This is a genomic window from Veillonella sp. T14073-2, assembly GCF_002959875.1.
GTDB lineage: Bacteria > Bacillota > Negativicutes > Veillonellales > Veillonellaceae > Veillonella > Veillonella infantium.
The window spans coordinates 279,774-301,911 of record NZ_PPDC01000001.1 but is presented as its reverse complement, the minus strand read 5'-3'; the positions used below and the strand labels follow the sequence as shown (position 1 = coordinate 301,911).

Annotated in this window: 18 protein-coding genes and 1 pseudogene; 12 read left to right on the top strand and 7 right to left on the bottom strand. The window is 39.9% G+C overall.

The genetic code is table 11. The annotated features are described in order from the left end of the window. Position 1 precedes the first annotated feature (1 nt). The 5 genes from VCHSUH04_RS01510 (at position 2) to VCHSUH04_RS01490 (ending at position 6,070) form a co-directional block, all read left to right on the top strand. A complete protein-coding gene (locus VCHSUH04_RS01510; protein WP_105085040.1) occupies positions 2–256 on the top strand; it encodes a hypothetical protein in 255 nt (84 codons plus the stop codon). 9 nt (positions 257–265) lie between these two features. Beyond that, entirely contained in the window at positions 266–2,854 is a 2,589-nt protein-coding gene (locus VCHSUH04_RS01505; protein WP_105085039.1) for a 3'-5' exonuclease, read from the top strand. After that, on the top strand, positions 2,854–3,912 hold the full coding sequence (locus tag VCHSUH04_RS01500; RefSeq protein WP_105085038.1) for an RluA family pseudouridine synthase: 1,059 nt from the start codon (positions 2,854–2,856) through the stop codon (positions 3,910–3,912). Before VCHSUH04_RS01505 ends, VCHSUH04_RS01500 begins: the two co-directional genes overlap by 1 nt. A 200-nt stretch (positions 3,913–4,112) precedes the next feature. Then, entirely contained in the window at positions 4,113–5,237 is a 1,125-nt protein-coding gene (locus tag VCHSUH04_RS01495; protein WP_105085037.1) for a cation diffusion facilitator family transporter, read from the top strand. Positions 5,238–5,497: 260 nt separating this feature from the next. Continuing rightward, a complete protein-coding gene (locus tag VCHSUH04_RS01490; RefSeq protein ID WP_105085036.1) occupies positions 5,498–6,070 on the top strand; it encodes an immunity protein YezG family protein in 573 nt (190 codons plus the stop codon). Positions 6,071–6,105: 35 nt separating this feature from the next. Here the strand turns inward: VCHSUH04_RS01490 and VCHSUH04_RS01485 are convergent, their stop codons facing one another. Then, complete coding sequence (locus VCHSUH04_RS01485) at positions 6,106–7,548, bottom strand: amino acid permease (RefSeq protein WP_105085035.1); 1,443 nt, start codon at positions 7,546–7,548, stop codon at positions 6,106–6,108. Positions 7,549–7,837: 289 nt separating this feature from the next. Between VCHSUH04_RS01485 and VCHSUH04_RS01480 the strand changes: the two genes are divergently transcribed. The 4 genes from VCHSUH04_RS01480 (at position 7,838) to VCHSUH04_RS01465 (ending at position 11,496) form a co-directional block, all read left to right on the top strand. After that, on the top strand, positions 7,838–8,350 hold the full coding sequence (locus VCHSUH04_RS01480; protein ID WP_105085034.1) for a pyridoxamine 5'-phosphate oxidase family protein: 513 nt from the start codon (positions 7,838–7,840) through the stop codon (positions 8,348–8,350). A 233-nt stretch (positions 8,351–8,583) separates the two neighbouring features. Then, on the top strand, positions 8,584–9,345 hold the full coding sequence (locus VCHSUH04_RS01475) for a hypothetical protein (RefSeq protein ID WP_105085033.1): 762 nt from the start codon (positions 8,584–8,586) through the stop codon (positions 9,343–9,345). A gap of 89 nt (positions 9,346–9,434) precedes the next feature. Further along, entirely contained in the window at positions 9,435–10,100 is a 666-nt protein-coding gene (locus tag VCHSUH04_RS01470) for a hypothetical protein (RefSeq protein WP_199176410.1), read from the top strand. Positions 10,101–10,167: 67 nt separating this feature from the next. Continuing rightward, positions 10,168–11,496, top strand: a complete 1,329-nt coding sequence (locus VCHSUH04_RS01465) for a hypothetical protein (protein WP_105085031.1) — start codon at positions 10,168–10,170, stop codon at positions 11,494–11,496. A gap of 89 nt (positions 11,497–11,585) precedes the next feature. Here VCHSUH04_RS01465 and VCHSUH04_RS01460 read toward each other — a convergent pair. Together VCHSUH04_RS01460 and VCHSUH04_RS01455 are read right to left on the bottom strand one after the other, a co-directional pair. After that, a pseudogene (locus VCHSUH04_RS01460) lies at positions 11,586–12,700 on the bottom strand (IS1249 family transposase). A 348-nt stretch (positions 12,701–13,048) separates the two neighbouring features. Continuing rightward, on the bottom strand, positions 13,049–14,416 hold the full coding sequence (locus VCHSUH04_RS01455) for an NCS2 family permease (protein WP_105085030.1): 1,368 nt from the start codon (positions 14,414–14,416) through the stop codon (positions 13,049–13,051). Between the two features lie 144 nt (positions 14,417–14,560). Between VCHSUH04_RS01455 and VCHSUH04_RS01450 the strand changes: the two genes are divergently transcribed. The 3 genes from VCHSUH04_RS01450 to aroD all read left to right on the top strand — a co-directional run bounded on the left by VCHSUH04_RS01450 (position 14,561) and on the right by aroD (position 17,468). Further along, complete coding sequence (locus VCHSUH04_RS01450) at positions 14,561–14,980, top strand: Rrf2 family transcriptional regulator (protein WP_105085029.1); 420 nt, start codon at positions 14,561–14,563, stop codon at positions 14,978–14,980. Between the two features lie 138 nt (positions 14,981–15,118). Beyond that, a complete protein-coding gene (locus VCHSUH04_RS01445; RefSeq protein ID WP_105085028.1) occupies positions 15,119–16,351 on the top strand; it encodes an MFS transporter in 1,233 nt (410 codons plus the stop codon). Between the two features lie 322 nt (positions 16,352–16,673). Further along, positions 16,674–17,468: a type I 3-dehydroquinate dehydratase gene (gene aroD / locus VCHSUH04_RS01440; RefSeq protein WP_105085027.1), complete on the top strand. Its 795-nt coding sequence runs from the start codon at positions 16,674–16,676 to the stop codon at positions 17,466–17,468. A gap of 204 nt (positions 17,469–17,672) precedes the next feature. Here aroD and VCHSUH04_RS01435 read toward each other — a convergent pair whose 3' ends face one another. The 4 genes from VCHSUH04_RS01435 to aroC all read right to left on the bottom strand — a co-directional run bounded on the left by VCHSUH04_RS01435 (position 17,673) and on the right by aroC (position 22,130). Next, complete coding sequence (locus tag VCHSUH04_RS01435; protein ID WP_105085026.1) at positions 17,673–18,287, bottom strand: type II toxin-antitoxin system RelB/DinJ family antitoxin; 615 nt, start codon at positions 18,285–18,287, stop codon at positions 17,673–17,675. A 263-nt stretch (positions 18,288–18,550) separates the two neighbouring features. Then, complete coding sequence (locus tag VCHSUH04_RS01430) at positions 18,551–19,786, bottom strand: shikimate kinase (protein WP_105085025.1); 1,236 nt, start codon at positions 19,784–19,786, stop codon at positions 18,551–18,553. Positions 19,787–19,909: 123 nt separating this feature from the next. Beyond that, positions 19,910–21,049: a bifunctional chorismate mutase/prephenate dehydratase gene (locus VCHSUH04_RS01425; RefSeq protein ID WP_005379588.1), complete on the bottom strand. Its 1,140-nt coding sequence runs from the start codon at positions 21,047–21,049 to the stop codon at positions 19,910–19,912. Beyond that, positions 21,036–22,130, bottom strand: coding sequence for a chorismate synthase (gene aroC, locus VCHSUH04_RS01420; protein WP_105085024.1), 1,095 nt, complete (start codon positions 22,128–22,130; stop codon positions 21,036–21,038). The genes VCHSUH04_RS01425 and aroC overlap by 14 nt, the downstream gene beginning before the upstream one ends. Positions 22,131–22,138: the final 8 nt, after the last annotated feature.

Genomic DNA, 22,138 nt, shown 5'->3' with positions numbered 1-22,138 from the left:
TATGGGAGCTTTATTAGCATCACCGATTATTTCGGCGGTTGTATCCGTTGCTGTAGCCTACATTGCTTTCAAAGTAGCCTTTTTTACTCTTAAACGAGTATTTATGAATGCAGTAACTGGTATTTTGACGTATTTAGTATGCGTTCATATCCTTAATATTCCTATGGATATTGGTTTGGGCGTATGGGCTTTAACAGCAATTCTAGGCCCTATTCCAATGCTCATTGCTGCCGGATGGTACGGCTTTTTAAAATAGGAGGACCTCATGCTTATCAATCGTGAACAACAACGCGTTATTGATGAAGTTGAACAGAATATCCTCTTGTTAGCGTCCGCTGGGACGGGAAAAACGAATACACTTGCTTATCGAGTGGCTCACCTCATCGAGGGCGGCTATGCGAAGGCGGAGAATATCTTGTGCATGACCTTTACGAACAAGGCGGCAAACGAGATGAAAGACCGCATTCAATCGCTCGTAGGCAGTCCTGCAAAGGCTGTGGAGGTTAGTACGTTCCACAGCTTTTGCTTTTTCGTGCTCCAACAAGAGGGGAAGCGCAATGAAACCTTGTATACGGATGTAACGATCTTTGATGAAGAGGATTGCAAGGAATTGTCTGAACCATATCGTCCAGGAAAATTGCGAGAAATGTCCTTTGCCAACATCATCGCCATGGTGAAAGAATATCGTTCCTTATATGGGTTCTATTCCGATGACCTTGTAGGTGATTATAAACGAACTATTGATCGTTTGCAAAAGGAACAGCGTCCTGCTATTGAGCAACAGTTCTCTAGCTTTGGCAATGTTCTTTATAGTGAGCTCCATGACTTTTTGAACCATGGTCACGAATGGATTGCCGCTTATGATGAAAGCTTAGCCTCTGTACATGGGCTAGATTTTACAGATCTTATTTGCGGTGTTCATCGTCTATTTCAAGATTCTGTAGTTCGGGAGCGTTGGCGTAGCCGTTACAACTATATTTCTGTAGATGAAATGCAAGATACAGGCGTACTAGAGTACAAGGTATTAGAAATGCTTTGGGAAGGTAATCACGTCCTATTATGTGGGGACTATTTCCAAACCATATACGAATGGCGCGGGTCTGATCCATTCCGCTTGCTCAAGCAGTTTGATTCGGACTTTAAGCCTCTAAAAATCATTTTCTACGAAAACTACCGCTCTAACTGGACACTCTTCACGATGGCGTTTAAAACATTGCAAAATATGTTCCCTGATCTCGTAGGATCTATCTATACTGAATTGCCTCGCGCCAATAGTGAAAGAAAGGGCAAGCCTGTTCTCATTAAAGGCTGTAAAAATAGTTATCTTGAGGGCCGATATATTTATGAAGCTATCTGCGCCTTGCCAAAGAATGCCAATATTGGTGTTCTCGTACGAGATAATAAAAAGGCGCAACGGCTGAGCGACTCCTTTGAACGCCTTAACAATGAAAAACCTGAAGAGGAGCGCCGTCACTTTATGATTATTGACGAGTTTAAATTCTTTAGACGTCAAGAAATCAAAGACGTTATGGCTTACTTTAAATTGCTTATGAATCCGAATGACTCCGTCAGCGCTAAGCGTATTATAAAACGCTATGTTGCGGGCATCGGTGACGCGCGTATCGCCGCTATTGAAAGTCCTGAGACGCGTCAAGTTGGCCTAAAGTTGACGGACTTTATGGATATGCCTATCTTTGAAGCCGAGCCTTATGCCAAGCTCGTCAGTGGCTTAGAAAATCATGAGGTCGTAGTGTACGACGTAGAAAGTACGGGCACCGATACGTCCCAGGATCGGATTATTCAAATTGCGGCTATCCGCATCGATGAAAATGGGCAGGTCTTAGAGACCTTTGAACGTTTTATCAACCCTGGCGTACCTGTGGGACAATCCGAAGAGGTACACGGCTTCTCTGATGCGTATTTACATGAACACGGCGAAGAGCCAGCTACAGTGCTACAAGCCTTTAAGGAATTCTCCAAGAATGCTATTATTGTAGGCCACAATGTAAATTATGACGTAACCATCTTTACTAATGAATTGGCACGCCATAATTTAGGTAATCCAGAGTTCAAGGCTATTTATGATACACTCGACATCTATCGCAGATTCTATCCTAATTTGCCGAATCATAAATTGGGCTTCCTTGCGTCAGAGTTTCCTATCAATCATGAGCCTACGCACAATGCGATGGACGATATCTTAGCCACTGCACAGCTTTTAATCTATGCAGTAAAAGAAAATATCGTGCCTACAACGACTGGTCGCATGGTGGCAATCAATAAGTATAAAGCGGCTTTCACTAACATTGCGTCCCAAATGGCGACGTTACGTAGAAAGGCCTATACGGAGCTGCCAACGAAGTTATTGGCGTACATTATGAACCAAATGGGGGTTCTAGAATACTATAAATCTCATGGAGAAGCGGCAAAGGTAGAGCATATACGCGATTTGTATCGCATTATGGAAAAACTAGATGCTGCCTATGAAGGACCAGCTGGTTTAGCGAGATTAAATCAAATCTTGCAGATGGCGGCCCTTACCGCAGGTGAGCCAGCTCAACAGGTGCGCAATGAGGATCGAATTCCAATCATTACTATTCATCAAGCAAAGGGGAGCGAGTTTGACCATGTATTCCTAGCAGGCCTCAACGAAGGTACATTCCCAAGCCCATTTGCCATTGCAGAAGGCCGTGAAGACGAAGAAAAACGCTTGTTCTACGTGGCTATTACGCGTCCTAAGCAAGAGCTGACCATTACCTTTGAACAAACGAATATACGTGGCCGAGCTGTTCAACCAAGCTCGCTACTAAACTATATGCCACGAGACAATGAGCTCGTAGAAAGGAGATACTAATGGCGAGAAAAACACATCGTCCCGACGATATTTTGTGGACTGTAACTGCTGCGGATTTAGAGGCTGTACATACTAACAAGCTTGCTGTAGTACAGCCGTCTAAGAAACAAGAAGCGGTCAAAATGAGTGATACTGTGTCTATCTCGCTAGGCGAAGTCCTTGATACGAGATATCCACGGAAGTCTCTTGTAAAGCTATTTGAGGAAAAGCTAATCCATATCAACGGACATAAGGCGACGCCAAAGGATGTTATCTCCGAAGGTGACGAGATTTGGATTGCCATGGCGAAGGAAAAAATAGATTACGAACCCATAGAAATGGATCTACCTATCTTATATGAAGATGACGATCTCCTCATTGTGGATAAGTCGGTTGGTGTGACGGTAAACTCTAAAGACCAAGTATCCCTTGCCAATGGTGTGGCCTATTACTTTAAAGAACATGGCATTAAGCGGAAGGTACGCTTCTTGAATCGCTTAGATAGAGATACGACGGGCTGTATTGTGATTGCTAAAAGTGGCTTAGCCCAAAGTCTTTATCAACAGCAAATGGATGACAATACCTTTGAAAAGTGGTATATGGCTATTGTAGAAGGCATCGTAGAAGCTGACAAGGATTCCTTGGTATTACCTATGGAACGCAGTGCTGATGGGATTCATTACGAAGTAAATCCTAAGGGGAAAGAGACTCGTACCGATTATTCCGTCCTATGTAGACATCAATCACAGACTGTGGATAACTCTGTGAATAAGTCCCAAAATTCTGTGGATATAGCATCAAAAAATGTGGATATAGAACTATCAGATGTGGATAAAAGTAGTCGAAATGTGGATAAATCTGTGTATAACTCCCAAGAATGTGGATATACAGAGGTTTTAGTCCGTTTGTACACAGGAAAAACACATCAAATTCGTGTGGCTTTTAGCCATATAGGTCACCCTCTTGTGGGGGACACCTTATATGGTGCACAACGAACAGGGCAGCCATTCCAATTGCGTGCCCAAAAGGTTGTATTTACACACATGCGCACAGGCGAGCGTATTACGGTTACCTCATAAAATTGTGAAGTCACAATACATCAAACATTCTAATTGAGAAATGAGAATTATTGATAACTTAGTAATATCAATGATTTTATAAAAATTTTTCAAAAAATATAATGACAAATGATAATCGATAAGCTATAATAGGAATATAAATAAATCGATAGGCTTCGATTTATAGCTTAGTGAAATGAATGTAAGAGGTGTAGTATAATATGATTTTGCAAGAAAATGGTGCAGCACGTAATCGGGGGATTACGCTTGCTAGTATAAAAGGTATTATAGGTAACGTTGTTCTTGTTATCTTTAAAATGATTGTAGGCCTTGCGTCTAACTCCATCGCTATCATCCTTGATGCGGTAAACAACTTAACAGACGTTTTGTCCTCTGTATTGACCATCGTTGGTACAAAATTAGCCGCTAAGGGTGCCGATAAGGAGCATCCATTTGGTCACGGTCGTATCGAATATATGACTACCATGGCCATTGCTTTTATCATTCTAGGTGCAGGCATTGGATCCCTCAAGGAATCTATTGATAAAATTCTTCACCCTGAGGTATCTACCTTTGATGTTCCAAGCTTGGTCATTATCGCTGTTGCTATTGTGGTGAAAGTTGTAATGGGCCGTTATATTAAGGCGCAAGGTGAGAAATACAAATCTGATGCTCTTGTAGCATCTGGTATCGATGCGCTCTTTGATGCGGTAATCACCTTTGCTACCTTGATATCTGCGGGCTTAGTATTCTTCTTTAACTTTGATATCCAAGGTTATGTGGGCGCAGCGATTTCAGTTTTAATTTTGAAAGCTGCTTATGACATTTTAAAAGAAATGTATAATCACTTGCTTGGTGTTCGTGCAGATGATAACTTAGTTCGTGAAATTAAAGAAACTATCGCTCAACATCCAAATGTGGGCGGTGTATATGACTTAGTATTAAATAGCTACGGTCCTGGTGAAACAATTGGCTCCGTTCATATTACTGTACCGGATACGATGACTATGGCAGATATTCATCCTTTGACAAAAGGTATCGCTGTTCATCTCTATAAAAAATTTGGTATTGCTATGACCGTTGGCGTATATGCTGAAAACCAACCTAGTGTAGAAGTGCTTGAAATAAGACAAGCACTCGACCAAGTTGTGAGTCTATATACACATGTAGTACAAATACATGCCTTTTATGTACACGAAGAAAAGAAAGTTATCTACTACGATATTATCTTTGACTTTGACGAAGAAGATCCACATGGTACATTAGAAAAAATTAAAGCAGAAATGCAAAAACGCTGCCCTGAATATACACAATTTGCTATTGTAGATACTGACTTTAGTAACTAATAGTATAAAAATAAAGGCTTCAATCAATCATCGACAGAATAAGCTTTGTCGAGCATTGGTTGAAGCCTTTTCTTTTATTAGGTTAGAGATTTAGTTATACTATACATAAGAGAGAGGTGATTTTATGTTGGGATGGAATCAAATAATTAAGAATAATGGTCCTGAAAAATAAGATAGGCTTGATAATAAATAGCCTAATGCGTATAATGTATTGTATAAAATATAATTTGTTTAGGGAATCCTGCCTGAGGAGAGATATAATGAAGAAATTTGCTCTTACAACGTTAGCTGTAATGGCGGCCGTTGGTGTGTTGGCGGTTCAGCCTGCAGATGCGAAGAAGGTACAACAAGATCCTAATATGGCACTTATTGATATGCCTATGAATGATGAAATTCAGCAAGTCAATGGTGTATCTAAATCTGCAAATAAAGAAACACAACGTTTATCTAACAAGTTAGCAGATGCTACAAGAGTGATGGTTAAGAAAAATTGGAAAACCATCTATATTAAAGCGGTACCTACAGGAGATAAATCAGCTGTACGATTCTATTACACAGATAAAAATGGTCAAGTATATAATGGTCAAGTCATTAGAAATACAGGTCTATCCAAAGGTAAATATATGACTGGCTCATTGCGACAAGTTGAAGCGCTACAAGAATTAGTAAAGCATTTACAACAAAATGGTCAAGAGGTACCATCCTCCATTGATCTTATCATTACCCAAGGCGGATATCGTACGAAGACGATCTTTAATTATGGCGAAGATACGAGTAATCTACCTGCTTATCAACAACAGTATGAACAACAAAACTTCCCTACTATGAAGTAAGAAAAGAGCCCGTGCCATAGCACGGGCTTTTTGTGTTAGATTATGTAATCGTCAGAATCTTCTTTTTTAGGTTTTTTGTAAATTTCTTTTACACCAGCCATCTCGATAAGTTCCTCACTGAGAGCGTCTTCATCATCTGTATTAAGCATGGAGTAGAAGGCCCAGAGAATAACGAACCAAATTGGTGTAAACAAGAGGGCAATTCGAGTATCTTCGTTTAAGGCGAGAATACCTAGAATGAAAACAAAGAACGCAAGGATAATGTAATTCATCACTGGGTATAGAGGCATTTTGAATTTAGATTGTGCTGCTAATTCAGGATTTTTCTTGCGGTATTTAAGGTGACAAATAACCATCATCGCCCAAATAAAGATGAAGCAGAATGTAGAGATAGATGTAATCATAACGAATACTGCTTCTGGCATTACATAGTTGAGTACAACTGTAATCAATAGTACAGCAGCAGAGAAGATTGTTGCTTGATATGGTACGCTGCTGTGTGTTAAGCGACGCATAGAGCTTGGCGCATGACCGCGTTTTGCAAGGGCGTAAATCATACGGCCTGTACTAAAGATACCAGAGTTTGTAGCAGATGCAGCAGATGTAAGAACTACGAAGTTTACGATACCTGCAGCGGCTGCAATACCAACTGCTGTAAATACGGCCACAAATGGGCTAGCAGATGGGTTAACGGCTGTCCAAGGATAAATGCTCATGATGATGGCCAAAGAGCCCACATAGAACAAAATAATACGCAATGGAATGTTGTTAATCGCCATAGGGATAACCTTTTCAGGATCCTCTGTTTCCCCAGCTGTTAAACCTACGAGCTCGATACCTGTGAAAGCGAAAACAACCATTTGGAATGATAAGATAAAGCCCATCGTTCCGTTCGGGAACCAGCCCCCATAATTCCACATATTACTAAAGGCGGCAACGCCTGCATCTGTAGTAAAACCTGTGACAATCATGATGATACCGATGATAATGAGGGAGATGATAGCAATTACCTTAATCAAGGCAAACCAGAATTCCATTTCACCGAAGTACTTTACGGCTGTTAAGTTCATTAATAGCAATGCCACTAAGACGACAAGGGCGGGTATCCATTGAGGCAGCCACGGTATCCAGAACTGCATATAGAGGCCTACGGCTGTTAAATCGGCCATGGCTAGTGAAAGCCAACAGAACCAGTATGTCCATCCTGTGATAAAGGCTGCTCGATCACCTAAATAATCTTCTACGAAATCGATAAAAGAGTGGTGGTTCAAGTTAGACAATAATAATTCACCTAATGCTCTCATGATGAAGAAACAGATAATACCTGTAATAAGGTAGGCGAAAATAATGGATGGACCTGCCAAGTGAATGGCACGGCCGGAGCCTAAGAACAAGCCTGTACCGATGGCACCGCCGATGGCGAGCAACTGTACGTGCCGGTTCTTAAGGCCCCGTTTTAACTGATGCGTATCAGACATAGTAAAGACCTCTTTTCTACAAACCATCTACAAATATAAAAAGCCATGGATTACCATAGCTTTTATAATCTATAGAATCTATAAAACTATTTTCTTATAATACAGTATCTATTGTAAAAAGTCAAATGTATTTATACAGTAGACATATAGAAAGAAAAGTATTATTAATATACGAATAAAAGAGAAATTATTCATAATTTTTAAAAGGATACTATGCCTTAAAAGGTTTAAAAAATTTGCTATAATAATACATAGATTATCTTTTACTAAAATCGTGGAGGCTATTATTATGAGACGACAAGATCGCATAGTTACAGATATAGATGAAATTAAGGGCATTTTAAATAGTACTCGTATTATTCACCTAGGCATGATGGATGGTGATTACCCTTATGTAGTACCCCTACATTTTGGATATGAATTTATAGATGAGGTACTTTATATCTATGTACATGGCCATTATGAGGGGAAAAAGTTTAGTTTGATTCAAGCGAATCCACATGTATTTATTGAAATTGATGGTAGTGATGAAGCCCTCGTTTCAGGTGGAGATATACCATGTAAATATAGCTCGGTATACTCTAGTGTGATGGGGCGAGGAGAGGCTACCTATTTAGAGGCTATTGATGAAAAGACTCATGGTTTACAAGTATTGATGAAACATCAGACAACTCGGGAGTTTACTTTTACGGAAGCCATGGTAAACTCTGTAGGTGTAGTTCAAATTAAAGTGGTAGATTATACTGCAAAAAGAAGAAGACAATTTGAGCAAGATGTTATTATGCCTCCATTAACTAAATAACGATACAACATCCTATTGAACTCTATTATCATATAGTGTTCAGTAGGATTTTTTTATGTAAAATAAATACAATATAGCTCTCTAATTAAGAGAACTTACTTTCAGGATAGGTTTTATAAAAGTTTTATGATGTAGCATGGGCAACAGAATAGAAATGGTATTTCTGATATAAATAAGAAAATATATCATTATATGTGTGGAGCATATTATAAATTGTTATAAGTGGAGAGAATATGAAAAAATTAATATGTAAATCTATTTTAGCTGCTATAGCTGTTGGTTTAGTATCTATAAGCTATGTATCCGCAGATACTGTTGATCAGTCTGTATCTAATAATAATTCTGAGACCGTATCTAAGTCTAAAAATATTACGCCAAACATGAATAATGCTTCTGCAATTATACAAATACCAAGAATGCAATTAGTAGGCTGGCCTATGATGACTCAAGACAGTGCTCGTAACTTTAAGGGGGTAGCAGAGGCTATTCAGAAATTGCCTTATGAGGCTGAAGTACCTAGTTATATACCTTTTGGATATCAGCTTTATACAGCGCGTCACGATCAAAATGATGTCTTAGAGGTTGTATATTACAAAAGAGGCGGGCCTATCTACCAGGATGGGAATAAATTTATTACTAATGTTATGGCTTATCGAATGGGATATTCCTTGGATACCGTAAGAGATACAGCGTATATTCCTGCAGAGTACAAGGACTATGAATGGTCTGAACAAGGTGAATCTGGCAAGGTGTATTATACAGGTAAGCCAGGCGTACAACTAATCCGTAGCATTACGTGGACGGAAGGCGGCATGGCGTACTCCTTATTCTTCTTAGAACCTGTGAAAGCAGTTGATGCTGAATTCTATAAGGAACATGTGGTGCCTGTAAAAAATATAGATAGCTCACATTATGAATTATTAGGAAACTATCCGGTTACGAAGATTTCAAACAAAACAAGAGCTGAATATGATAGAGAACGAATGATTCCTTAGCAGATAAGCTGGATATTATACAAACCGTATCTAGAACAATATATTATGTAATAGCGGTGAAATTTCTAACTGCTTAACGAGGAAATAATATGAGAAAAATAATGTATAAGTCCGTTTTAGCTGTTATTGCTGCTGGGTTACTATCTGTAGGAATGGCAACAGCAGAAACTGTAGATACTCCTGATACTACAAATCAGTCTGTATTTACTAATACACTTAAGCTAGGACATAATTTTAAAAATGTAGAGCCTAGAACTGACAGTTTACAGTGGCACTTTCATGAGTGGCCTATAGAGAATACACAAAAGGCGCATACTTTTAACGGACATCTAAGAGAGGCAGCACAGAAGCTTCCATATGAGGTTAAGGCCCCTAGCTATATCCCTTATGGTTATGAAATCTATACAGTGCGGCAAGACAAAAATGATGTATTAGAGGTTGTATATTTTATAAAAAATTCCCAAACATATCGAGCTGGTAAGAAAAATCTCGCTAGTATTTTTGTTTATAGAATGGGCTATTCCGTGAACGATGTAAAAGATGTGCCGTATGTTCCTGCTGAGTATAAGGACTTTGAATGGTCTGAACAAGGTGAATCCGGTGAAGTCTTTTATACCGGTGATCCAGCAGCACAACTGATCCGCAGCATTACGTGGACAAAGGACGGTATGGCATACTCCTTATTGTTCTTAGAACCTGTGAAAGCTGTGGATGCTGAATTCTATAAGGAACATGTGGAGCCTGTAAAAATATAGATAGATTACGTAGTGATTGACTTGAAATAAAGCGGAAACGTGTGTAACCGCTCAAAGAGGAGAGAATATGAAGAAAATAATAAGAGCTGCCATTTTATGTGCCACGATGGCTACAGCAGTCAGTATGTTTGGGGGACAGCCAGTGAGTGCTACATACCCGTTAATCGATAAAAATGGTAACACTGTTCCTGTTGAACGAGATGTAGATAATCAGAAAACTATCGATGATAATCAAAAACTTATGGATCGTTATCGCTGGTATGATCAAGTTGATGATTATGATATAGTTGAAACTAATATTGAGAGTGCCGTGCAGGAGTTTGGTTATCCATTACAAGTGCCATCTTATATGCCTAAAGACTATGCAGTACGGGATGTAAAGGCCAAAGACCATGATGTATTAGAAATCGTATATACAGAAACGGGCCGTGATGGAGAATATGGTCCGAAATTAACCTTCTCTAATACAGATATTGTATATCGTATGGGGTGGGCTATCGATACAGTGGTAACACCTATATTAGAAAAGACAAATTATAAAGCTAAGGATGCAGTTAGCTTTATTACCCCTAATGGGATTTCTGTATATACGTTAGGCTCTAGAAAAGACGCTATTCAAATTGCTTACTGGGAAAAAGATAATAAAGTTCATATGCTCTACTTTGCTTCATCAAGAAACCCAAACTTTGTAAGCAAAATTGTAGACTCTGTAGGTCCTTTGAGCAACGTAGCCGCTGATGATACTCGATTACGTGGTGATCGAAATGATAAACAAAATATTGAAGAACCTATTAAACAAAATGTTGAAGAACAGGGTAAACAAAATGTTAAAGTAGATTGGCCTCCTTATGAATCGATTCCTTTACCAGTGCGTACACATACGAATTCTGTGTGGCCTATACTTACGAGCAAATCCATCGGTTTACCTAGCGGTGTAATTAATGCATCTCATAAGGTGTCTTATGACGTGTCTGTACCAAGTTATTTACCGTTTGGCTATACATACTATGCTACACATTTTTATGATAATGATGTATTAGAAACTGTATATTGGAAGCAAGGTGAAGAGTACCAAGAACGCAGTGGCCGTTGGGTAACTCATACTATGGTCTTCCGCATGAGTTACTCTATGGATACGGTTTGGCCTGAAGAATATATTCCATTGGAGTATCATGACGTACAGTGGACTGACTCTACTCCAATAGGCGACGTTCACTATACAGGTGATGTAGATAAGGGCTTAGTGCGCAGTGTTACGTGGTACAAGGATAATATGGCGTATTTCTTGTTCTTCCAAGTGCCTGTGAAAGCATCTGAAGCAGACTTTTATAGAGATCATGTAGTGCCGTTAAAAGATATCGATCCAAATCGTACAGATTTAATCGGTGTAAAATAATTCGTTAGTACCTGGTATTAGTTTTTCCTAAGAAAAGAGTACATAAAAAAAGGACCTATCTCGGGTTATAGGACAAAAAGTGTGTGTGACTAATCCCAATAAGTTGGAAAATCTGTAGACATATGTAGCTCATTCCAAACAGGAGCATCACCCCATTGAGGGATTGAACGATCTATTTGGCAATAATTCAGATAACCGTTTTGTAGATAGCAGCAATCGATTCATCTGTAGGCATACAATTTAATATATCTGAAATAGAAAGCGGTCTTGGTGAGTGCATATAGCACCACCAATAGACCGCTTTTAGTCTTCTTTCAAGTGAAAGACCCCTATGAGCCCGTAACATGCTTCTTAGTTGAGCATTTACTCCACCTTCAATACGATTATTTGTTGTAGGTACTGTAATATCAATGCATTCCAAAAATGTAAATAAAGTTTGTTGCCTAATCAGGCGCCATAATGATGATTCAGCTTTAAGCAAACGCTCATGTGTAGAGCGTTTGTTTCCAAATTCATCAATCGTCATTTCTCGTAAAAAATCAGAATATGTCATGCGCCACGCTGAAAGCTCATTAATCCATATAAAGGCTTGATCCATTGTTTTCACATTAAATAAAGCTTTGGCAAGACTATAAAGGTCCTTCCCAGCTAACGTTTTAGGTCTACTTGTCGTATATCGTCTAACCTGACAAAAAATATGAAATAGGCATCTTTGGTGGCTACTATGAGGCCAAACTTTTCGTAATGCTTTAGGTAAACCATTAGCACCATCAGACACAACGACTTTAGGTTCAACAATCCGTTCCATTAAGCACTGCCAAGCTCTAGCATGCTCATAACGGCAGACATACCATCCTAGAACATGAGTATCATTGCAACAAATCAACACACATAAATTCCTAGATAAGTAAATTCCATCAAGATATACCACATCATGTACTTCTTCCACTTTTGGTGGCAATGGCCATATGGACCAAAATTTAACGGTTTTACGCCTAAATGTACGACCTTTACCAGGCATATCAGCTTGAATATCGGTACTAAATAACCAATTCAAGAATAGGTTTAACTCTTTACTTAAATTATTAATTTTAACGGTAAATGCCACCTTACAATGTTTGCAAAACCAACGCTGAGAACCAGATTTTAAAACACCATGTTTAATACATTTTTCATTACAATCAGGACATTTTATTTGTCGCATAAACTCTTCCTCCATATTTGTTTATATATAGGAAGATATAACATCATTTTAGTCAGTAATTACAAGGGTTAATTGATGTTTTCACCCACACTTTTTGTCCACCCTCAAACTTCTCCAGAAAAAGATTAAACCCTTATAACACTAGTAAATATCTAGTGTTATAAGGGTTTTTACACACACTTTTTGTCCTATAAGCCCTATCTCCTAGATATTTTTTTATATCTTTGGAGATAGGTTCTTTTAGTATATGTAATTTACATATACTTAGTTCTTAGTACAGTATTGAATTTATAGCCATTTAATATAACTTAGCGTTCACTAATAGCATAATTATGGGCCATACGTTAATTAGAAGAATACGTAGCGGATGATAACGAGTACCGCCAATACGTACATAATCCAGTTAACCTCTTTTGCACGACCAGAAATGATCTTGAGTATAGGGTATGCAACGAGACCTGCAGAGATACCGTTAGCGATGCTATATGTGAAAGGCATCAAAACGATAACTAGGTATGCTGGGAAGCCTTCTGTCCAATCATCGAAGTCGATATTTCTGATAGCGCCTAACATGAGGGCGCCAACGATGATGAGAACAGGAGATGTTGCTGCATTTGGTACCAAGGATACGATTGGAGCCAAGAACAAGCAGATCAAGAATAATACGCCTGTTGTGACAGCTGTTAAGCCTGTACGGCCACCAGCGCCTACACCTGCCGCACTTTCAACAAAGGCAGTAATCGTAGACGTACCGAGCAATGCACCAGCACTAACACCGATAGCATCGACAGTCATGGCTTTACCAAGACCTGGGAATTTTCCAGATTTAGGATCCGCAATTTTCGCCTCTGTTGCAGTACCAATCAAGGTACCCATGGAGTCGAACAACTCTACGAAGGTGAAGGAGAAGATAATCGTGATTAAGCCCATGTGGAGAGCACTAGGAATATCTAATTGAAGGAATGCTGCTTTAGAGAAATCAGGCACTGCTAATACAGTGAAGTTCTCAGGCATTGTGGAAAGGCCAGTAGCGTAGGAAAGAATTGTTGTTGCTGCCACACCAATCAAGAGAGAGCCTTGAATTTTACGAGCCATCAATAGAGCTGTAAAGATGAGGGAGAATAGAGCCAACAATGTTTCGCCACTGTGCAAATTACCAAGTGTTAAAAGCGCTTCGGACGCAGGCGGCACTAAATTACCGTGCGTTTGCACAACTTGACCTAAGGAGTTTGGAGACAAACTAATAGAGATAGCCATCAAGCCGGATAATTTTAAGCCGATGATAGCGATGAAGAGGCCGATACCAACGGTAATGGCAACTTTCATAGAGGCGGGGATGCCTTCAACGATCATTTGTCGTATCGACGTAAGCGTTAATACGAGGAATACAAGACCGGAGATAAATACCGCACCCAATGCCGTTTGCCAGGATACGCCCATACCGAGAACTACGGTAAAGGAGTAAAAGGCTAAGAGGCCAACCCCTGGAGCGAGGGCAATAGGATAGTTTACGAATAAACCCATAGCAATCGTTACAAGGCCACCACCTAAGGCTGTAGCGATGAGGACTGCATCTTTATCCATCCCTGCAAGACTAAGAATGTTAGGCGCCAAGAATAGGATATACGCCATCGTGATAAACGTAGTAATACCAGCTAAAATTTCGGTTTTAACAGTTGTACCGCGTTCACTGAGTTGAAATAGTTTATCTAACATTAGATAACATCCTCCCAATATAAAATTAAAAAATACCCAAATAAAATATTTCGATATATGTATAGTGTACCATATTTCCCACCATTTTTTGTATGAATTTGTGATATACTATAAATATATTATGAATGACTTAGAGGTTAACTTATGAAAATATCTACTAAAGGGCGTTATGCCTTACGGATATTGGCGGATATTGCAGAACACGGAGTAGAAAAAAACGTTCCAATCCGTGAAATTGCAGAACGCCAAGGATTTTCCGATAAATACTTAGAGGGGATTGTATCTCGTCTATCCTCCGCTGGCCTCGTTAAAAGTGGTCGTGGCAAATACGGTGGATATCGCTTGGTAAAATCTCCATCTGAATACAATGTATATGAAATTTTATATGCTGCAGAGGACTCTATTGCTCTCGTATCTTGTTTAGAAGATGATGTAGAGCCATGTCCTATGTTTAATGATTGCTTGACGGCACCGTTGTGGCAACATTTACAAGCAGAATTCCGCCATGTTATGGAACGTGTTTCCTTACAGGATGTAATGGATCACAAGTTCCCAGAGGCATAGTTGGTGATTCCCTAGGATTAGTTTAGGGAATGTAATTTTTACGTGCACACGGGCTTGCATGGCTATTGTCTAGGTAATTTTATTGAAAGAGTCGCGTTTCATATGCGGCTCTTCTTTCTATATGGAGGGGAGGTCAATATGAGTACAACTGAATACGATATTCGTGGGGGTATGCGCAATGTATGGATTATTACAGCTAGTATGACCGTCCTTGCCATATGCTACACCATGATTATTCCGTTCTTACCTATCTATCTATTGGAATTAGGTGTACCAAAGGATGATGTAGCTCTCTGGTCTGGCCTCGTCTTTGGTATTACCTTCCTTATCGCCGGCATTATGGCTCCTATATGGGGAAAGATTGCTGATAATAAAGGGAAAAAACGGATGGCCTTGCGTGCAGGCTTTGCCATCGCTATCTGTTATGTATTAATTGGCTTAGTTACAGACCAATATCAATTACTCATGGGACGGGCCTTAGTTGGTTTTGCTAATGGATTTTATCCGGCGGCAATGACCATGGTGTCCCTTAGTGTGGATGAGAAACAAGTTGGTAGAGCACTAGGCATATTCCAAACCGGTCTTATCTTAGGCAATGTCATCGGTCCATTTTTAGGTGGTGCCGTTGAAAGTGTTGTAGGCATGCGGCCTGTATTTTATGTATCAGGTATTGCGGTATTTATTGCGACTTTGGCAGTATTATTTTTTGTGAAAGAACCCAAATTACATGCTAAGGATGCTGATGAAAAAGAGCAAGCTGCTCACCCTATAAAATCTACATCCTTGCGTGAGGACTTTAAAGCAGTCCAACAACAGCCTGTATTAGTACGGTTATTGTGGATTTTCTTCTTCATGCAATGTGCTATTATGATGCTGCAGCCTATTTTGGCGCTCTATGTAGGAGATATGCAAGGCACTATGGAAGGGGCGGCTATTATTTCGGGTACAATCCTTAGTATTGGTGGTCTAGCAGGTTCCTTGACGACAAATCTATGGGTTCGTCTTGGTGAACGTCGTGGTTATTTTAAGACCATTTCCTATTGTATGATCGGTAGTGGTATCGTTTTATTACTTCAAAGCTTACCAGTAGGTATCTGGTGGTTTGGTGTATTACAAATACTCATTGGGTCTTGTATAGTAGGTATTAACCCATCCTTGAGTGCTGCTGTAACACTCAATACTGACCCAAACTTTAGGGGACGCATGTTTGGTATGACTACGACTGCTCAACAATTTGGTTCCATGGTAGGCCCTGTATTTGCAAGTATAGTATCCACCTACATTGGCATATCCTATGTATTTAGTATTACCGGCTTGCTATTACTTTATATGAGCTTCCAAGCTCGCAAATTATCTGTACAACATGATTAATATATTTTGACGGTAATTTTAAAAAGATACCTTGTTCGATTGCTTTAGCGATTGAATAAGGTATCTTTTTATCTTAGTGGTTGGTTATAAAATCTGAATAATCTGACCAATTTTAATAAGATTGAGAAGATGGGATATAACAAAAAATGATGTTAATGGTTCATCTAAAAATACTATTTTAGTGCATAATGACAGGCTTTCATACATTTTTTGTGAATAGCAATCCAATATAGGCGGATTGATTGCTTTTACCAAAATATTGGTATATAGTTAGTTTAAGGTAAGTCATTTGTCTCACCCTGTGGGACGGAAAGGAGTTATTATGGTCCGTATCGGTCATGCTGTACTCGGCGAAAAGGGTACAAAGATATGTGTGCCTATCGTAGGCACAACAATGAAAGAAATTTTAGATGCCACTGCGGTTGCATGTAATACACCGTGTCATGTAGTGGAGCTGCGCATTGACTATTACGAGCGGGCCCACTCCATTGACGCTATTATTGAATTGTTAATGCTCATCAAACCTCAGTTAAAAGGACGTGCTTTGTTATTTACTTGGCGCACAAAAGGTGAGGGTGGTGAGAAATCTATTTCTACACATGATTACTTTACAATGCTAGAGCGCCTTATTCCGACTGGATTAGTGGATGCTATTGATATCGAACTATTCTTTGATCAAGATAGAATGCTTAAAACGATAGAATTCGCCAAGGTGCATGGTGTAACCATAGTTATGAGTAATCATGATTTCCATGGTACACCAAGTCATGAGGTTATTGTAAATCGTCTCATTCAAATGAAAGACTTCTTGGCTGATGTGCCAAAGATGGCTGTTATGCCTCATACAACAGGGGACGTATTAACCCTCCTTGAAGCAACAGCTGAAGTTAAAGCCTTGTATCCATCTGACCCAATCATTACGATGGCTATGGGGCCATTGGGGGCTGTTACACGTACAGCAGGAGCATTGTTTGGTAATGCTATGACCTTTGCCTCTGCTGGCAAAGCATCAGCACCAGGTCAAATCGATGTGCATGAACTAAAGCGCATCCTCGATACCATCGACGTAGATGGCGTTTTCGATAAACAACAACATAAACGCATAAAAGTACATTAAAAAAGTCGGCGAGAGCCGACTTTTTATATACTCATACCTTGCGTTAGTACTTTCTTAATTATTACAGTTTTATTTTTTATAGAGTATAAGATAATATAATGTTTAGTCACCATTTTTCGAAAATAATAAATTCCATTATTAGTCTTATATATAGGATATCGTTCAGGGAAAATATCAAGTGAAAAGACTGTAAAACTTTATAGCTCATAAAAGAAGACCTTCTTTCTTTAGTTGCTCAAAAAGATCTTCAGCTGAAATTAAGTTACCTTGTTCCATATCTATATATGACAACTCTAGTAGTTGATTGATTTCTTCGTCAGTAAGAAAGTCTGCATTCATAGAGTCACAAGCGATTGGCTTGTTTACTGAATTTGGAATTGCTTTTAAAAATTGTATTTGTTTTGAGATTAGCGTAATCAATAATGATATGGTTAATCCCATTTCTTTTAGGATTGCCGTAGTAAGTGTCTTTACTTTAGGATTAATGCGGATGTTAAGAACACCTGTTTTATCGATTGTGTCGAAGGCTATGTCTATCTCATTTGAAGGACTGGCTCCATATGTACTTGTAGTATCCAAGGCTTTTAATGTAGTTTGTGGTTGTTCATAGGTGCCGTTGTTGACCGTGCTTGGTGTAGATGGTTCATCTATAGGTGCCGTTGGTAAAGCAATGGTAAATGGAATGCGACGTTCTTTTATGATTTGACGGAAGAGGGCATCTAGCATAGATGTATAGGATAAACCTTGTGCTTTCAATATGCTAGATACCTCTTGTTTTAAATCTTCGTTGATGCGGACTTGTAGGTTTACGGTTTTCATAATATCTCTCCCAGTATTCTTTTGGCTTGTGATTGTAATTCGTTGGTTATATTATTGATTTTATATTAAAAGTTTGTTAAGTTAATTAATTCTATTTGTAATTACATTGTAATTGCAAATATAGTTTTCTACAAATACATATAATACATAGAGTATATAAAAAAGCAGTAGTCATTTTAGGGATAACTACTGCTTTTAGTATTATATCTATGAAGGTAAGATATGAGTTTTAGTTTTATCTAGAAATACAGATGTAAATGCTCTTACAATAAGTTTGCTTCAAAGTCTTTTAGGATAGCTGCTACTGTTTCTGATGCATTGCGATTATGTTCTACGATGCATTGGGCAAAGCTTTCATACATTGGTGTGCGAGTTGCTTCGAGTTCGCGTAAGCGTTCGATGCCGCCACTAGAAAGTACACGACCGGAGGTAGATAGGTTTTCTACTGGTTGTGTTAATTGGTAAATGCGACCATTTTGGCGTAGGTGTGCGTAGTTTTTAGGCACTGTTACACAGCCGCCGCCAGTGGAGATAACGAGGCCTGTTTGAGTACCGAGTTTCGCAATCATTTCCGCCTCTTTTTCACGGAAGGCAGGTTCTCCTTGTTCCGTAATATAGGTAGAGATATCACCGATTTCTTTTTCTAGTTCTTGATCTACATCTACACAAGTGCGGCCCATTTCTTCCCCAAGGGCTTTACCAACAGTTGTTTTACCTACACCAGGCATGCCGATGAGAATGATATTTTCCTTTTCACGACGCATATCGCGTAGGATTTGTTCGATTTCCTTTGTGCCAAAGCTTTCACCTTGGAAATGGTTAGCGGCCTCAACGCCTTGGGCTACAAGGAATGGCAAGCCATCACAATGAGGAATTTCCATCATTTCTGCTTGTAACAGTAAAATCGTACGGCGTGGATTATAGATGAGGTCTATAACGCCTTCCAATTTAGAAAACTGCGTAATATCGATGAGATTGGCTGGATTATGAGGATACATGCCGATAGGGGTGCAGTTAATAATAATCTGCGCTGTTTCATAATAGTTTGGCGCATCACCATAGAATGGAGCTGTTTTGCGAGATAAATGAACGATGTTTTTAGCGCCTAAATCTTCGAGAGCTACGTGAACGGTAGCAGAGGAAGCGCCATCGCCAAGAATGATACATTCCTTGCCAGATACATCGATGCCTGCATGTTGTAGGGTAAACACGAAACCATCATAGTCTGTATTATAGCCGTGCCATTTACCATCCTTGCGAACCATTGTATTTACACAACCGATGCGTTCTGCACGAGGATCCACAACATCACAAGCTTCAAGGGCATTTACCTTGTAAGGAATGGTAATGTTAATGCCTTGTAGTTCTGGATCAGCGAAGAACTCTTGTAGTTGGCTTGGTTCGCGTTCAAATAATTCATAATTTGTATTCCCTAACGCACTGTGAATGCGAGGGGAGAAGCTATGGCCCAACGTACGGCCAAGTAAACCAAATTTCATAGGACCTCCTAGGTCAATATACATAGAATGGCTAATAGGCTGGTACCTATTAGCCATTCGAATTTTATAACTATATTCATTGTACTATATATGACCTTATCGGCACTAGTACGGATAAATATATTAGTTTTCTGGATAATTACCGAGCAAGCGGAACTTATCTTGAGATGTATGAAGCTCTGCTAGTACAGACAATACCTTTGGATCTGCTAGGGATGCTTCTAAGTCGAGGTAGAACAAGAACTCAAAGTTATGGCCTACGATAGGGCGAGACTCAAGTTTTGTAAGGTTGACACCGATGTTAGCAAACTTGGTAAGTAATGTACCAAGACCACCTGGAGCGTGGCTTGCTGTGGTTACCACAGAGATTTTATTAGCCCCTGGGTATACATGGAAGTCCTTGCTGATGCAGATAAAGCGGGTATAGTTGTTATCGCTGTTTTGGATGTTGCGCATCAACGGAGACAAGTTGTACAAGTCTGCACATTGAGGTGCGGCGATAGCGGCTACACCTGGATCGTCACTAGCCGCTACGAGCTGTGCTGCACGAGCCGTGTTATCGAAGGAGCGCAATTCTACGCCTTCTAATTTCTCTAGGAAGTGGCTGCATTGCCCCAACGCTTGAGGATGGGAGATGATAGTGTGAATATCTTCTAGTTTTGTGCCTTTTTTCACGAGTAAATCGTGGGAAATCCAAAGACGTGTACCACGTACGATATAGCATTTACGATCTTCTAGAAGGTCATATACTTCTTTTACAGAACCATTGGAGCTGTTTTCGATAGGTAATACGCCGAATTGACATTCACCAGACTCAACGGCGTCGAATACGGCGCGGAAGCCTGTTACATAGTGAATTTGGCTGAGTGGTAATAATTTATCGCACGCCACTTGCGCATTGCTACCGAAGACGCCAGCACAAGCTACGCTGCCACGTTGTGGAGGTAATGTAGGGGACTGCTCAATAGCCTTTTTCATTTTAACAGTGAACTCATTATCTTGGAATAATTGTTCAGACTGGTACGTACGGCTCAAGCTGAATAAGGCTTCGAAGAAACGACGCGCATATAAATCAAGGTCAGGACCTGCATCTCGCGTTACTTTGTCGAGGATATCTCGCTCCCGTTTGGCATCGTAAATAGCCTTGTTCATTTCTTTTTTTGCTGCCGCAACGTCCTTGGAGAGTTCCATGCGCTCTTTGAAGAGGGCGAGCATTTGGTCGTTTATATCGTTAATTTTAACGCGTACTTCATCTAAGTTCATGGTCAATATCTCCTAAGAAATCAAGAATAACAAGGGCCGTAACGGCTTCGATTACAGGTACTGCACGAAGCGCCACACATGGGTCGTGACGACCTTGAATTGTGAGCAATGTGTCCTCTTTTTGTGAAAGTGACACAGAATGTTGTTCTTTATAAATGGATGGAGTTGGCTTGATACCCACTTGCATAACAAGTGGTAAACCATTGGTAATACCACCTTGGACGCCACCGCTATTATTCGTCATCGTTGTAATCTTGTCGCCGTCTATGGTGAAAGCGTCATTCACTTCGGAACCAAGCTTAGCACACATGTCAAAGCCACCGCCAAAGGATACGCCTTTAATGGCAGGGACACCAAAGATAACGCGAGCTAAGCGGTTTTCGATGCCATCAAAGTTTGGATTGCCAAGGCCAATTGGTAGTCCTGTAGCAACGACTTCAACGATGCCACCTGTAGAGTCCCCATCTTTTTTGAGGTTCATTACAAGGTTTTCTACTTCACTACGTTTTTCTGAATCAATCATAGCGATTGGCTCTGTAGCAATACTAGCTAATGCTTTCATATCTGGATGAACCATATTGATAGGAGCATCTTGAATGGAGCCTACTTGTTTTAAATGCCCGTGAATTTCGATGCCTTTTTCGCGTAATAGTTGGATAGCAATGCCACCAGCTACGCACAGTGGAGCTGTTAGACGAGCGGAAAAGTGGCCGCCGCCGCGCATATCTACCTTGTCACCGTAGCGCATACGAGCTGTAAAGTCCGCATGAGATGGGCGAGGGATATCGCGTAAGTTATTATAATCGCTAGAGTGTTGAGATGTGTTGCGGATCATAAATGCCAATGGAGAACCACTGAGCATGCCGTCTACAATACCAGCTAAAAATTCAGGTGTATCGGCTTCCTTACGCTGTGTTGTTAATTGATTTTGACCTGGTGCACGGCGCTTTAAAAAGGCTTTTAACTCATCGATATCGATGGTATGTCCACAAGGTAGACCCTCAACAATACCGCCGATAGCGTATCCATGAGAGGCGCCAAAGGTAGATACCTGTATGGTTTTACCGAAATTAGATGCCATTATATTAA